Annotated in this window: 16 protein-coding genes; all 16 read right to left on the reverse strand. The window is 68.7% G+C overall.

The window, feature by feature from the left end; translation table 11 throughout:
* Positions 1-92 precede the first annotated feature (92 nt).
* On the reverse strand, positions 93-1,457 hold the full coding sequence (gene glmM / locus ABTY61_RS05180) for a phosphoglucosamine mutase (RefSeq protein ID WP_350503555.1): 1,365 nt from the start codon (positions 1,455-1,457) through the stop codon (positions 93-95).
* Positions 1,458-1,618: 161 nt separating this feature from the next.
* Positions 1,619-2,128: a 30S ribosomal protein S9 gene (gene rpsI, locus ABTY61_RS05185; protein WP_350503556.1), complete on the reverse strand. Its 510-nt coding sequence runs from the start codon at positions 2,126-2,128 to the stop codon at positions 1,619-1,621.
* Between the two features lie 45 nt (positions 2,129-2,173).
* Entirely contained in the window at positions 2,174-2,617 is a 444-nt protein-coding gene (gene rplM, locus ABTY61_RS05190; RefSeq protein WP_030055846.1) for a 50S ribosomal protein L13, read from the reverse strand.
* Between the two features lie 232 nt (positions 2,618-2,849).
* Complete coding sequence (locus tag ABTY61_RS05195; RefSeq protein ID WP_350503557.1) at positions 2,850-4,508, reverse strand: ABC-F family ATP-binding cassette domain-containing protein; 1,659 nt, start codon at positions 4,506-4,508, stop codon at positions 2,850-2,852.
* Between the two features lie 41 nt (positions 4,509-4,549).
* Entirely contained in the window at positions 4,550-5,461 is a 912-nt protein-coding gene (truA, locus tag ABTY61_RS05200) for a tRNA pseudouridine(38-40) synthase TruA (RefSeq protein WP_350503558.1), read from the reverse strand.
* A gap of 79 nt (positions 5,462-5,540) precedes the next feature.
* Positions 5,541-6,014, reverse strand: a complete 474-nt coding sequence (rplQ, locus tag ABTY61_RS05205; protein WP_350503559.1) for a 50S ribosomal protein L17 — start codon at positions 6,012-6,014, stop codon at positions 5,541-5,543.
* A 127-nt stretch (positions 6,015-6,141) separates the two neighbouring features.
* Positions 6,142-7,164 carry a DNA-directed RNA polymerase subunit alpha gene (locus tag ABTY61_RS05210; protein ID WP_030055844.1) on the reverse strand — a complete coding sequence of 341 codons (1,023 nt, stop codon included), beginning with the start codon at positions 7,162-7,164 and terminating at the stop codon, positions 6,142-6,144.
* A gap of 130 nt (positions 7,165-7,294) precedes the next feature.
* On the reverse strand, positions 7,295-7,702 hold the full coding sequence (rpsK, locus tag ABTY61_RS05215) for a 30S ribosomal protein S11 (protein ID WP_030232513.1): 408 nt from the start codon (positions 7,700-7,702) through the stop codon (positions 7,295-7,297).
* Between the two features lie 72 nt (positions 7,703-7,774).
* Entirely contained in the window at positions 7,775-8,155 is a 381-nt protein-coding gene (gene rpsM / locus ABTY61_RS05220; protein ID WP_316523629.1) for a 30S ribosomal protein S13, read from the reverse strand.
* Positions 8,156-8,331: 176 nt separating this feature from the next.
* A complete protein-coding gene (gene rpmJ, locus ABTY61_RS05225; RefSeq protein ID WP_003956441.1) occupies positions 8,332-8,445 on the reverse strand; it encodes a 50S ribosomal protein L36 in 114 nt (37 codons plus the stop codon).
* A gap of 32 nt (positions 8,446-8,477) precedes the next feature.
* Positions 8,478-8,699 (reverse strand): translation initiation factor IF-1, encoded by a 222-nt coding sequence (infA, locus tag ABTY61_RS05230; RefSeq protein ID WP_003956442.1) that lies wholly within the window; start codon positions 8,697-8,699, stop codon positions 8,478-8,480.
* Between the two features lie 194 nt (positions 8,700-8,893).
* Positions 8,894-9,319 carry a large conductance mechanosensitive channel protein MscL gene (gene mscL / locus ABTY61_RS05235; protein ID WP_350503560.1) on the reverse strand — a complete coding sequence of 142 codons (426 nt, stop codon included), beginning with the start codon at positions 9,317-9,319 and terminating at the stop codon, positions 8,894-8,896.
* 142 nt (positions 9,320-9,461) lie between these two features.
* Positions 9,462-10,301, reverse strand: a complete 840-nt coding sequence (gene map / locus ABTY61_RS05240; RefSeq protein WP_350503561.1) for a type I methionyl aminopeptidase — start codon at positions 10,299-10,301, stop codon at positions 9,462-9,464.
* 116 nt (positions 10,302-10,417) lie between these two features.
* Positions 10,418-11,071 carry an adenylate kinase gene (locus ABTY61_RS05245; RefSeq protein WP_350503562.1) on the reverse strand — a complete coding sequence of 218 codons (654 nt, stop codon included), beginning with the start codon at positions 11,069-11,071 and terminating at the stop codon, positions 10,418-10,420.
* Positions 11,071-12,381, reverse strand: a complete 1,311-nt coding sequence (secY, locus tag ABTY61_RS05250; protein WP_350503563.1) for a preprotein translocase subunit SecY — start codon at positions 12,379-12,381, stop codon at positions 11,071-11,073. The genes ABTY61_RS05245 and secY overlap by 1 nt, the downstream gene beginning before the upstream one ends.
* A 337-nt stretch (positions 12,382-12,718) precedes the next feature.
* Positions 12,719-13,171 carry a 50S ribosomal protein L15 gene (rplO, locus tag ABTY61_RS05255; protein ID WP_030280790.1) on the reverse strand — a complete coding sequence of 151 codons (453 nt, stop codon included), beginning with the start codon at positions 13,169-13,171 and terminating at the stop codon, positions 12,719-12,721.
* Position 13,172 lies beyond the last annotated feature (1 nt).

The following is a 13,172-nucleotide window of genomic DNA, read 5'->3' on the forward strand; positions in this document are numbered from 1 at the left end:
GTAGAACACCCCGGTAGGCCGACGACAGGCGAAGCACACGGCGAAGGGCCCCCGCACCGCGCGGGGGCCCTTCGTGGTTCCGGGGACCGGGCTCAGCCCAGGTGGGTGCGGACCGCCTCGGCGAGGCGCTGCCCGACCGCCTCGGCCTGCACCGGGTCGGCGGCCTCGACCATGACCCGCACCAGCGGCTCGGTGCCGGAGGGGCGCAGCAGCACCCGGCCGGTGGAGCCCAGCTCGGCCTCGGCGGCGGCGACCGCGGCGCCCAGCTCGGCGCTGGTCCCCACCCGGCCCTTGTCGACGCCCTTGACGTTGATCAGCACCTGCGGCAGGCGGGTCATCACGGCGGCCAGGTCGGCCAGCGGCTGCTTGGTGGCGGCCAGGCGGGCGCCCAGCATCAGGCCGGTCAGGGTGCCGTCGCCGGTGGTGGCGTGGTCGAGCAGGATGACGTGGCCGGACTGCTCGCCGCCCAGCGCGAAGCCGTGCTCCTTCATCGCCTCCAGCACGTAGCGGTCGCCGACGGCGGTCTCCACCAGGTCGATGCCCTCGCGCTCCATCGCCAGCTTGAAGCCGAGGTTGGACATCACGGTGGCGACCGCGGTGTTGCGGCGCAGGGTGCCGGCCTCCTTCATGGCGACGGCGAGGATGGCGATGATCTGGTCGCCGTCCACCTCGTCGCCCTCGGCATCGGCGGCCAGGCAGCGGTCGGCGTCGCCGTCCAGGGCGATGCCGAGGTCGGCCCGGTACTCCTTCATCGCGGCGCGCAGCCGGTCGAGGTGGGTGGAGCCGACGCCGTCGTTGATGTTGAGGCCGGTGGGCTCGGCCCCCAGGGTGTGGACGACCTCGGCGCCGGCCCGGGCGAAGGCCTCGGGGGCGACGTAGGCGGCCGCGCCGTGGGCGCCGTCGATGACGACCCTGATGCCGTCCAGGCGGTTGGGCAGCACGCCGATCAGGTGGGCGACGTACTTGTCGAAGCCCTCGGTGTACTCGCGGACCCGGCCGACGGCCGCGCCGGTCGGGCGGTTCCAGTCCTCGCCGCCGACGGTGTGCTTGCGGTAGTGGGCCTCGATCGCGTCCTCGATCCGGTCGTCCAGCTTGTGGCCGCCGCGGGCGAGGAACTTGATGCCGTTGTCCGGCATGGCGTTGTGGCTGGCGGACAGCATCACGCCGAAGTCGGCGCCGAGCGCGCCGGTGAGGTACGCCACGGCGGGGGTGGGGAGGACGCCGACCCGGAGCACGTCGACGCCGGAGCTCGCCAGGCCCGCGATGACCGCGGCCTCCAGGAACTCGCCCGAGGCACGGGGGTCACGGCCGACCACCGCGACCGGCCGGTGCCCGTCGAAGGCGCCGGCCTCGCCGAGCACGTGGGAGGCCGCCACCGACAGGCCGAGCGCCAGCTCCGCCGTCAGGCCCTCGTTGGCCACGCCGCGTACGCCGTCCGTACCGAAGAGTCGTCCCACTGTCCCGTCCTCCATCACCATGCTCGGAACCCACCGATGATCCCGGCCGCCGCACGTTAGCCGGGGAACACGTCGCCCCGGAGTACACGAGGTACTCCGGGGCGACGGTTTGCGCAACCAGGGGGTGCACCGCCAGGGCGGGCCGCACCCCCGGGGTACGACTAGCGCTTGCTGTACTGCGGCGCCTTGCGGGCCTTCTTGAGACCGGCCTTCTTGCGCTCGACGGCGCGGGCGTCACGCATCAGGAAGCCGGCCTTCTTGAGGGCGGCGCGGTTGTTGTCCACGTCGGCCTCGTTCAGGGCACGGGCCACGCCGAGGCGCAGCGCGTAGGCCTGGCCGGAGACGCCGCCACCGCTGATGCGGGCGACGACGTCGTAACGGCCGTCCAGCTCGAGGAGCTTGAAGGGCTCGTTCACGGTCTGCTGGTGCACCTTGTTCGGGAAGTAACCCTCGAGGGTGCGACCGTTGATCTTCCACTGGCCGGTGCCGGGGACGATGCGCACGCGGGCGATCGCCTCCTTGCGACGGCCGAGGCCGGCGCCCGGGGTGGCCTCGCCGAAGCGGCCGGCCAGCGACTCGGAGGTGTAGCTCTCCTCGGAGGTGTACTCGCCCTCGACGGCCTCAACGGCCTCGTCGAAGTCGACCTCAAGGGTTTCAGTGGTCTCGGCCACGATGTTCCTCAGCTCTTTTCAGTGTTGGGGGGCTTGGTGGCCGAATTACTGCGCGACCTGGGTGATCTCGAACGGCACCGGCTGCTGGGCAGCGTGGGGGTGCTGGTCGCCCGAGTAGACCTTCAGCTTGGAGAGCATCTGGCGACCCAGGCTGTTCTTGGGGATCATGCCCTTGATGGCCTTCTCGACGGCCTTCTCCGGGTTGTTCGCCAGCAGGTCGTCGTAGCGCACCGAGCGCAGACCGCCCGGGAAGCCCGAGTGGCGGTAGGCCAGCTTCTGGGTCTTCTTGTTACCGGACAGGTGCACCTTGTCGGCGTTGATGATGATGACGAAGTCACCAGTGTCAACGTGCGGCGCGTAGATCGCCTTGTGCTTGCCCCGGAGGAGGTTGGCGGCCTGGGAGGCCAGGCGGCCCAGCACGACGTCGGTCGCGTCGATGACGTGCCACTGACGCTGGACGTCGCCGGGCTTGGGGCTGTACGTACGCACGGTCGTAGCCTTCGCTTTTCAGTGAGTGAGTCCTGACAGGAGCACCGGGACGGAAGAGCAGCCTGACCACCCTTGGACGCAATTCAAGGGTGATCGCTGGTCGTCGACCTGATGTCTCCGGCGTACCGACCTCTCACGTGAGATAGAGCGAGCCAATACGCACATCAAGCGTCCAGGTTACCGGGCGGGCGGGAAGGGGTCAAAAAACGCCGACCGCCCACCCCGCCGTCACTCAGCGTTCGCGCTCCACCCGGGTGACGTCCCAGACCGGCTCGGTCGATTCAAAGACCTTCCCGTCCGCGCCGAACACCAGGAAGCGGTCGAAGGTCCTGGCGAACCAGCGGTCGTGGGTGACGCACAGCACCGTGCCCTCGAAGGCCTCCAGCCCCGCCTGCAGCGCCTCGGCGCTCTCCAGGTCCAGGTTGTCGGTCGGCTCGTCGAGCAACAGGGCCGTCACACCGGAGAGTTCGAGCTTGAGGATCATCAGCCGGGCCTGCTGTCCGCCGGACAGCGACTCGAACTTCTGCTCCTCCTGGCGGTCCAGCTCGTACCGGCGCAGCGCGCCCATCGCGGCGCCGCGGCTGAGCGCGTGCTCCTCCTCGATGATCGAGCGCACGGTGCGGCCGAACAGCTCCGGGTGGGCGTGGGTCTGCCGGAAGTGGCCGGGGACGACCCGGGCGCCGAGCTTCCAGGCCCCGGTGTGCTCGACCGTGGTGTCCCCCGCGAGCAGCCGCAACAGGTGCGACTTGCCCGCGCCGTTGGCGCCGAGCACCCCGATCCGCTCGCCGTAGAAGACCTCCAGGTCGAAGGGCTGCATCAGCCCGGTGAGCTCCAGCCGCTCCATCGTGAAGGAGCGCATGCCGGTGCGCCCGCCCTTGAGCCGCATGGTGATGCTCTGCTCGCGCGGGGGCTCCTCCGGGCGGCCGGCCTCCTCGAACTTCTTCAGCCGGGTCTGGGCGGCCGCGTAGCGGGTGGCGAGCGCGTGGCTGACGGAGGCCGCCTGACGCAGGGTGACGACCAGCTTCTTGAGCTTGGCGTGCTCCTCGTCCCAGCGCCGGCCCAGCTCCTCGAACCGCGCGAAGCGGTCCTTGCGGGCCTCGTGGAAGCTGTCGAAGCCGCCGCCGTGCACCCAGACACTGCTGCCGGCGGCACCGGACTCGACGCTGATGATCTTGTCGGCGGACTTGGAGAGCAGCTCGCGGTCGTGCGAGATGAACAGGACGGTCTTCGAGGTGGCCTTGAGGGCCTCCTCCAGCCAGCGCTTGGCCGGTACGTCCAGGTAGTTGTCCGGCTCGTCGAGCAGCAGCACCTCCTCCGGGCCCCGCAGCAGCGCCTCCAGCACCAGCCGCTTCTGCTCGCCGCCGGAGAGGGTGTTCAGGCCGCGCCACTGGGCCTTGTCGAAGGGCATCCCGAGGGCCGCCATGGTGCAGACGTCCCAGTCGGTCTCGTAGTCGTAGCCGCCGACGTCCGCCCAGTCGGAGAGCGCCTGGGCGTAGGCCATCTGCGTCTTCTCGTCGTCCTGGGCGATCATCGCCAGCTCGGCGGCGTCCACCGCGCGGGCGGCCACGGCGATCCGCTCGGGGGCGACCGAGACCAGCAGGTCGCGCACCGAGGCATCGGCCGGCAGGGCCCCCGGGGTGGCGCTCTGGTCCTCGCGGCCGGTGGTGCCGACGAACTGGCGCATCACGCCGAGCCCGCCACTGATCGTCACCGTGCCGCCGTGCGGCTGGATGTCCCCCGCGATCATGCGCAGCAGGGTGGTCTTGCCGGCCCCGTTGGCGCCGACCAGCGCGACCGCGGCGCCCTCGCCGACCCGGAAGGACGCGTCGTCGAACAGCACCCGCCCGTCCGGCAGGTAGTACTCCAGGTGCGAAATCTCGACGTGTCCCATGGGAGCGATTGTCCCAAGCGGACGCCCCGGGCCAAAACGGATTACAAAGCCGGGGGCTGCCCCGGGAGCGTGCGCATCCGCCGGGCCTGCCGGTTGCGCTCGGCGAGCTGGTCGTCCGCCGGGTAGCCGACCTCCTCGAGGGTCAGCCCGTAGGGCCGGATCACGTTGACCGCCGAGTTGCGCACCCCGCCGGCCAGCACCTCGCCGGGGAACTCCACCGGCCGGTGCCCGTCGCCGACCAGCAGCATCGCGCCGACCAGCGCCCGGACCATGTTGTGGCAGAACGCGTCGGCCCGGACGGTGGCCACCGCGAGGCTGCCCTCCTGGCTCGCGTAGCCGTCCACCGGGACGCGGTCCCAGTGCAGCTCCAGCAGGGTGCGGATGGTCGTGGCGCCCTCGCGCTTCTTGCAGTACGCGGCGAAGTCGTGCTCGCCGAGCAGCAGCTTCGCGGCCACGTTCATCTTCTCGACGTCCAGCGGCCGGTCGTGCCACAGCACGTGCCCGCGCAGCAGCGGGTCGACCCCGCCGGGGTGGTCGGCGACCCGGTAGGCGTACCGGCGCCAGATCGCCGAGAAGCGGGCGTCGAACCCGGCCGGCGCCTCACCGACCCGGTAGATCCGGACGTCCCCGGGCAGCCGCCCGGCCAGTCGGCGCAGCAGCTTCTCCCGGTGCGCCTCCCACAACTCGGCCGGGAGGTCGACGTGGGCGACCTGGCCGCGGGCGTGGACGCCGGCGTCGGTGCGGCCGGCCACGGTCAGCGGGAACAGCTGCGGACTGCGGGTGACGACCTGCAGCGCGGTCTCGATCTCCTCCTGGACCGTCCGCCGGCCGCCCTTCTGGCGGGCCCAGCCGGAGAACTCGGCGCCCTGGTAGGCGAGGTCGAGCCGGACCCGGACGTACCCGTCCGCCGGTCCGTCCTTCACCGGCGGCTGCTCGGCGCAATCGTTGACCACTTGCTCCCGCTCCTACGAATAAGGAACGGGCCCGCTCCCCCATCGCTGGGAGAGCGGGCCCGCATCACACCTGGAGGTGTCAGGCCTGCTCGGCGGCCTCGGCCTCGTCGGCCTTGGCCTCGACCTTGGCGTCGGCCTCCTTGACGGCACGCTTGGTGGCGGCCTCGGCCTCGCCGACGGCGGTCTGCGCGACGGTCAGCGCCTCGACCAGCTCGATCACGGCCATCGGGGCGTTGTCGCCACGACGGGGACCGATCTTGGTGATACGGGTGTAACCACCCGGGCGGTTCTCGTAGCGCGGCGCGATCTCGGTGAAGAGGGTGTGCAGCACCGAGATGTCGGTGATGGTCTTGCGCACCAGGCGACGGTTGTGGATGTCGCCCTTCTTCGCCTTGGTGATCAGCTTCTCCGCCAGCGGGCGCATCCGACGGGCCTTGGCCTCGGTCGTGGTGATGCGGCCGTACTGGAACAGCTCCCGGCACAGACCGGCGAGCAGCAGCGGCTCGTGGTGCGGGCCGCCGCCGAGGCGGGCACCCTTGGTGGGACGCGGCATGGTGACTCCTTGTATCTCCGACTACGGCCGTATCAGGTACCGCAGCGGGCGTACCGGCACTGTTGCCGGTACGACTTGCCATGACGACGGGGGCGGCTCCGTGGAACCGCCCCCGCGGCCAAATCTCTTAGTACTGCTCGGTCTCCGCGTAACCCGCGTCGTCCAGGTCGTCGGCGCCGAAGGCGTCGGCGGCGGCGGTCGGGTCGAACCCGGGCGGGCTGTCCTTGAGGGCCAGGCCCATGCCGGCCAGCTTCGCCTTGACCTCGTCGATCGACTTCGCACCAAAGTTGCGGATGTCGAGCAGGTCGGCCTCGGAGCGGGCGACGAGCTCACCCACGGTGTGGATGCCCTCGCGCTTGAGGCAGTTGTACGACCGAACGGTGAGCTCCAGCTCCTCGATCGGCAGCGCCAGGTCGGCGGCCAGGGCGGCGTCCGTGGGGGACGGGCCCATGTCGATGCCCTCGGCGTCGATGTTCAGCTCGCGGGCGAGGCCGAACAGCTCCACCAGGGTCTTGCCGGCCGAGGCCATGGCGTCGCGCGGACGCATGGCGGGCTTGGTCTCGACGTCGACGATCAGCTTGTCGAAGTCGGTCCGCTGCTCGACACGGGTGGCCTCGACCTTGTAGGTGACCTTCAGCACGGGGCTGTAGATCGAGTCGACCGGGATGCGGCCGATCTCCTGGCCGGAGGCCTTGTTCTGGACGGCGGAGACGTAGCCGCGACCGCGCTCGACGGTCAGCTCCATCTCCAGCTTGCCCTTGCCGTTCAGCGTGGCGAGGACCAGCTCGGGGTTGTGCACCTCGACACCCGCCGGCGGGGCGATGTCGGCTGCGGTCACGACGCCCGGGCCCTGCTTGCGCAGGTACATCACGACCGGCTCGTCGTGCTCCGAGGAGACGACCAGCTGCTTGATGTTGAGGATGAGGTCGGTCACGTCCTCCTTGACGCCCGGCACGGTGGTGAACTCGTGCAGGACGCCGTCGATGCGGATGCTGGTGACAGCGGCACCCGGGATCGACGACAGGAGCGTGCGGCGCAGGGAGTTGCCGAGGGTGTAGCCGAAGCCCGGCTCCAGCGGCTCGATCACGAACCGCGAGCGGAACTCGTCGACGACCTCTTCGGTCAGCGAGGGGCGCTGAGCGATAAGCATGGGGGGTGTTCCTCCAGTTGTCTTCGGCACCCACTATTTGATGCCGACAGGACCAAGCGTACGGGGTCCCGCAGAAAACAGGACCCCGTACGTGGTTTAAAGCGTTACCCGCGTGCCCGAAGGCGCTGCGTCAGACGCGGCGGCGCTTCGGCGGACGGCAGCCGTTGTGCGGGGTGGGGGTGACGTCCTGGATCGAGCCGACCTCCAGGCCGGTGGCCTGGAGCGAGCGGATCGCGGTCTCGCGGCCGGAGCCCGGACCCTTGACGAAGACGTCGACCTTGCGCATGCCGTGCTCCTGCGCGCGACGGGCAGCGGCCTCGGCGGCCATCTGCGCGGCGAACGGGGTGGACTTGCGCGAGCCCTTGAAGCCGACGTGACCGGCGGAGGCCCAGGAGATCACGTTGCCCGCGGGGTCGGTGATCGAAACGATGGTGTTGTTGAACGTGCTCTTGATGTGCGCGTGGCCGTGAGCGACGTTCTTCTTTTCCTTGCGGCGGATCTTCTTCGCGCCGGCAGCCTGACGACCCTTGGGGGGCATAAGTCTGTTCTCCTACTGAGGTGGTCGGTCCGCTGACCCGCGGGCCGGAGGGATGTCCGGTTACGGGACGGACTACTTCTTGCCCGGCTTCTTCTTGCCGGCGATCGCGCGACGCGGGCCCTTGCGGGTACGCGCGTTGGTGTGGGTGCGCTGGCCGCGGACCGGCAGGCCACGGCGGTGACGCAGACCCTCGTAGCAGCCGATCTCGACCTTGCGGCGGATGTCGGCGGCCACCTCACGGCGGAGGTCACCCTCGACCGTGTAGTTGGCGTCGATGTACTGGCTCAGCTTGACCAGGTCGTCCTCGGTGATGTCGCGAACGCGGACATCCGGGTTGACACCGGTCTCGGCGAGGGTCTGCTGGGCGCGGGTACGGCCGATGCCGTACACGTACGTAAGGGCGATCTCGATCCGCTTCTCACGGGGGAGATCAACGCCGGCGAGGCGTGCCATTCAAGGCTCCTGTGGTTCTTCAGAGGTCTGACAGGCCACCTACTCCGACACCTCACGGTGAGGGAGCCCCGGCCTCTGACCGGGGGCGGCAGTCCGTCCCGTACGGGACGGATCGGGTGACCCGCGTATGACGTTTTCGCGTCGCGCGAAGTACTACGAGAAATGCGGGAGGGAGATCAGCCCTGGCGCTGCTTGTGGCGCAGGTTGTCGCAGATCACCATGACCCGGCCGTGACGGCGGATCACCTTGCACTTGTCGCAGATCTTCTTGACGCTCGGCTTGACCTTCATGTTCAGGTTCTCCGGGTCTAGATCTGACGTTCTTACTTGTAGCGGTAGACGATCCGGCCGCGCGTGAGGTCGTAGGGGCTGAGCTCCACGACCACCCGGTCGTCCGGCAGGATGCGGATGTAGTGCATGCGCATCTTGCCACTGATGTGCGCGAGGACCTTGTGACCGTTCTGCAGCTCGACCTTGAACATCGCGTTCGGAAGAGACTCGATCACGGTGCCCTCGATCTCAATGGCGCCTTGCTTCTTAGCCATGAACTGCGAGATCCACCTTCCGGGACCGGCTACCGTATGCGGAACGCTCGTGCGAACCTGGGTTCACCCCGCCCCCGAAGGGAAGAGGGCGTGCTGAAGCACGCTACGAGTGAGCCGACGGTCCATCCTACGCCAGCGCGTCCCACGGGCCAAAACGGGGGCACCGGAAGGAGTCCACCGTCACATCGGGTGCGTCAGACCCCGCTGGACACGGTGACCGGGTCGACGTGGGCGGTGCAGGCCGAGCAGCGGCGGGCGGCCTCGGGTATCTCGGTCAGGCACTCGGGGCAGGGGCGCTTCGGGGTCTTCGGCTTCTTCGGCAGGTACCGCTCGGAGGCCTTGGTGATCGGCAGAACGACGCAGAAGTACAGCACCGCGGCGGTCATGAAGAAGGCGATCAGCACGTTCAGGAACTGGCCGTACGGGAACTTCACCCCGCCGATGTCCGCCTTGTAGGAGCTGAAGTCGCCGGCCGCTCCGACCACCACACCCACCAGCGGGGTGAGGAAGGCCGACACGAAGCCGGTCACCACCGCGGTGAACGCGGCACCGATGACGACACCGACCGCCATGTCGACGACGTTGCCGCGCATCATGAAGTCGCGGAATCCCTTGAGCACTGCGCTCTCCTGCTCGCTCGTAAAGCCACTGACGGCCACTGACTGCCACTGCCAGCCGCTAAAAATAGGACAAAAGCCCTGGAGGTCCAAACCTCCAGGGCTCTGATCCCTTGTCAGGAGCGGCAGTCGACCGCCTCGGCGACTACGCCAGCGGGTCCGGAGCAGCGGTGACACCCAGCTTGGCGAGCTCGGCCTTGCCGCCGTCGAAGGCCGTCAGCACCAGCGGGCCCTCCTCGGTGACGGCCACCGAGTGCTCCCAGTGCGAGGCCCAGGTGCCGTCGTTGGTGACGACCGTCCACTCGTCGTCCAGCACCGCGGTGTGCGGGGTGCCCAGCGAGACCATCGGCTCGATCGCCAGCACGGTGCCCGGGATCAGCTTGGGGCCCTTGCCGCGGCCGCGCTCGACGTAGTTCAGCACGTGCGGCTCCATGTGCATCGCGGTGCCGATGCCGTGGCCGCCGTAGCCCTCGGTGATGCCCCACTTGCCCTTGGGCGGCAGCGGCTGGCGGCGGATGAAGCCCTCGATCGCCTTGGAGACGTCCACCAGGCGGTTGTTCTTCTTCATCTGGGCGATGCCGGCCCACATCGAGCCCTCGGTCACCCGGCTGAGCATCTCGACCTCGGGGCGGACCTCGCCGACCGCGACGGTGATCGCCGAGTCGCCGTGCCAGCCGTCCAGGATGGCGCCGCAGTCGATCGAGATGATGTCGCCCTCCTGCAGCACCCGCTCGCCCGGGATGCCGTGCACGACCTCGTTGTTCACCGAGGCGCAGATCACCCCCGGGAACCACAGGCCGCCGTGGTGGGCGCGGAAGTTCGAGGTGGCGCCGTGGTCGGTGATGACCTTGTCGGCGATGTCGTTGAGCTCCTGGGTGGTCACCCCGGGAGCGACCGCCTCGCGGCAGGCCTTGAGCGCCTCGGCGACGACCAGGCCGGCCGCCCGCATCTTCGCGATCTGCTCAGGGGTCTTGATCTCCACCATCAGGTCACGCCTTCCAAGTCCGGAATACCACTGCCTACCACCGTACGACGTCGAAAACGGCCGGGCCGCCCGCTCCACGGGCGACCCGGCCGTCACGCGTACCTCGCTGAGGGAACTCAGCCGTTCTGCTTCAGCGCCTCGATCGCGCGCTGGGTGACCTCGTCCACCTTGCCCAGGGCCGAGATCGTCGCCACCAGGCCCTGCTGGGCGTAGTAGTCGATGATCGGCTCGGTCTCCGTGTGGTAGACCTCCAGGCGGGTGCGGACCGCTTCCTCGGTGTCGTCCGAGCGCTGGTACAGCTCGCCGCCGCACTCGTCGCAGACACCCTCCGCCTTCGGCGGGTTGTACGCGACGTGGAACACGTGGCTGCCGTTCTTGCGGCACAGGCGACGGCCCGCGATCCGCTTGACGACCTCGTCCTCGGGGACCTCCAGGTCCAGGACGCCGTCCAGCTTGATGCCCTGCTCGGCGAGGAAGCCGTCGAGCGCCTCGGCCTGGCCCAGGTTGCGGGGGAAGCCGTCGAGCAGGAAGCCGTTCTCGGCGTCCGCCTGGAGCATGCGGTCCTGGGCCATCCCGATGGTGACCTCATCCGGTACCAGGCGACCCGCGTCCATGTAGCCCTTGGCCTCGAGCCCCAGCGGGGTGCCCTGGCCGATGTTGGCGCGGAACAGGTCTCCGGTGGAGATGTGGGGGATGGACAGGGTCTTGGCGAGCAAGTGCGCCTGAGTACCCTTCCCGGCCCCGGGAGGACCAACGAGGACGATACGCATCAGCGGAGGAACCCTTCGTAATTGCGCTGCTGGAGCTGGCTCTCGATCTGCTTCACAGTTTCGAGTCCGACGCCGACGACGATGAGCACGCTGGTGCCGCCGAACGGGAAGTTGGTCTGCTGTCCGAAGGCGACCAGGGCGATCATCGGGATCAACGCGATCAGGCCCAGGTAGAGCGAACCCGGCCACGTGATCCGGGTCAGCACGTAGTTCAGGTACTCGGCCGTCGGCCGGCCGGCCCGGATGCCCGGGATGAAGCCACCATACTTCTTCATATTGTCGGCAACTTCTTCGGGGTTGAAGGAGATGGCGACGTAGAAGAAGGCGAAGAAGACGATCAGCAGGAAGTAGGTGGCCATGTAGATCGGGTGGTCACCCTTGACGAAGTTCTGCTTGATCCACACCGCCCAACCCGCCTGGCTGTTGGTCAGCTGGACCACCAGCGCGGGGATGTACAGCAGCGACGAGGCGAAGATGACCGGGATGACACCGGCCTGGTTCACCTTGAGCGGGATGTAGGTCGAGGTGCCGCCGAACGCCCGGCGGCCGATCATGCGCTTCGCGTACTGGACCGGGATCCGGCGCTGGGCCTGCTCGACGAAGATGACCAGCATCACAACGATGACGCCGACCGCGACCACGGAGAGGAACTCGACCCAGCCGCCGCCGATGGTGCCCGACTGCTTGATGGCCCACATCGAGGACGGGAACTGCGCGGCGATCGAGGTGAAGATCAGCAGCGACATGCCGTTGCCGATGCCGCGGTCGGTGATCAGCTCGCCCAGCCACATGATGAACGTGGTGCCGGCCGTCATCGTGAGGACCATGACCGCGATCCGGAACACCGAGGTGTCCGGCACGATCTGGTTGGCGTACACGCAGCCCGAGAACAGCGCGCCGCTGGAGGCCGTCGCCACGATGCCGGTGCCCTGGAGCACGGCGAGCGCGATGGTCAGGTAGCGGGTGTACTGGGTGATCTTCGCTGTGCCGGCCTGGCCCTCCTTCTTCAGCGCCTCGAGTCGCGGGATCACGACGGTGAGGAGCTGGAGGATGATGCTCGCGGTGATGTACGGCATGATGCCGAGCGCGAAGATCGTCAGCTGGAGGAGCGCGCCACCGCTGAACAGGTTGACGAGTCCGAAGAGGCCGTTGTTCTTGGTCTCCTTCACGCACTCGTTCACGGCCGTGAAGCTCACGCCCGGAATCGGAATGTGCGAGCCCAGCCGGAACAGCACCATGATGCCCAGCGTGAACAGCAGCTTCTTGCGCAGGTCGGGCGTCTGGAACGCCCGCGCGAACGCACTGAGCACGGTGCCTCCTGCGCCTCCCGCGCGTCGTCGGCGGGAGGGTCGGTCCTGAATGGGGAGTTTGCGGTACGGGCCCCCGTACAGACGGCACAGGCGAGCCTACGCGCAGCCTACAAGGGAACTCCACGGACTCTAACAGTGCGCGGCCACTCGAAAGAAGCGCGCACTGTCCCTCCCCCACTCACGGGGGTACGGGATGCCCGGTTTTGCCACACAAAAGAACGAGGGCCGCAGCCACCTGATTTCGGCCCGGGAGTGAAAGCCGCGGTAAAAGCACGAGCCCCGCACCTCCCGGAGGAGATGCGGGGCTCGAAGCCGTTGATCGGCGGGTTCAGCGGGCTCAGACGAGCTCGGTGACCGTACCGCCGGCGGCCTTGATCTTCTCGGCGGCCGAGCCGGAGACGGCGTCGACCGTCACCTGCAGCGCAACCGAGACCTCGCCGGTGCCGAGCACCTTGACGAGGGAGTTCTTGCGAACCGCGCCCTTGGCGACCAGGTCCTCGACCGTGACCTCTCCACCCTGCGGGTAGAGCTCGGCCAGCTTGTCGAGGTTGACGACCTGGAACGTGATCTTGAACGGGTTCTTGAAGCCCTTCAGCTTCGGCAGGCGCATGTGGAGCGGCATCTGGCCACCCTCGAAGCGCTGCGGAACCTGGTAGCGGGCCTTGGTGCCCTTGGTACCACGACCGGCGGTCTTACCCTTGGAGCCCTCACCACGACCCACACGGATCTTGTCGGTCTTGGCACCCGGGGCGGGACGCAGGTTGTGGATCTTGATCGGGTTGTCGCCCATG

This window comes from Kitasatospora sp. NPDC096128, from assembly GCF_040303105.1.
In the GTDB taxonomy this organism is placed as follows: Bacteria; Actinomycetota; Actinomycetes; order Streptomycetales; family Streptomycetaceae; genus Kitasatospora.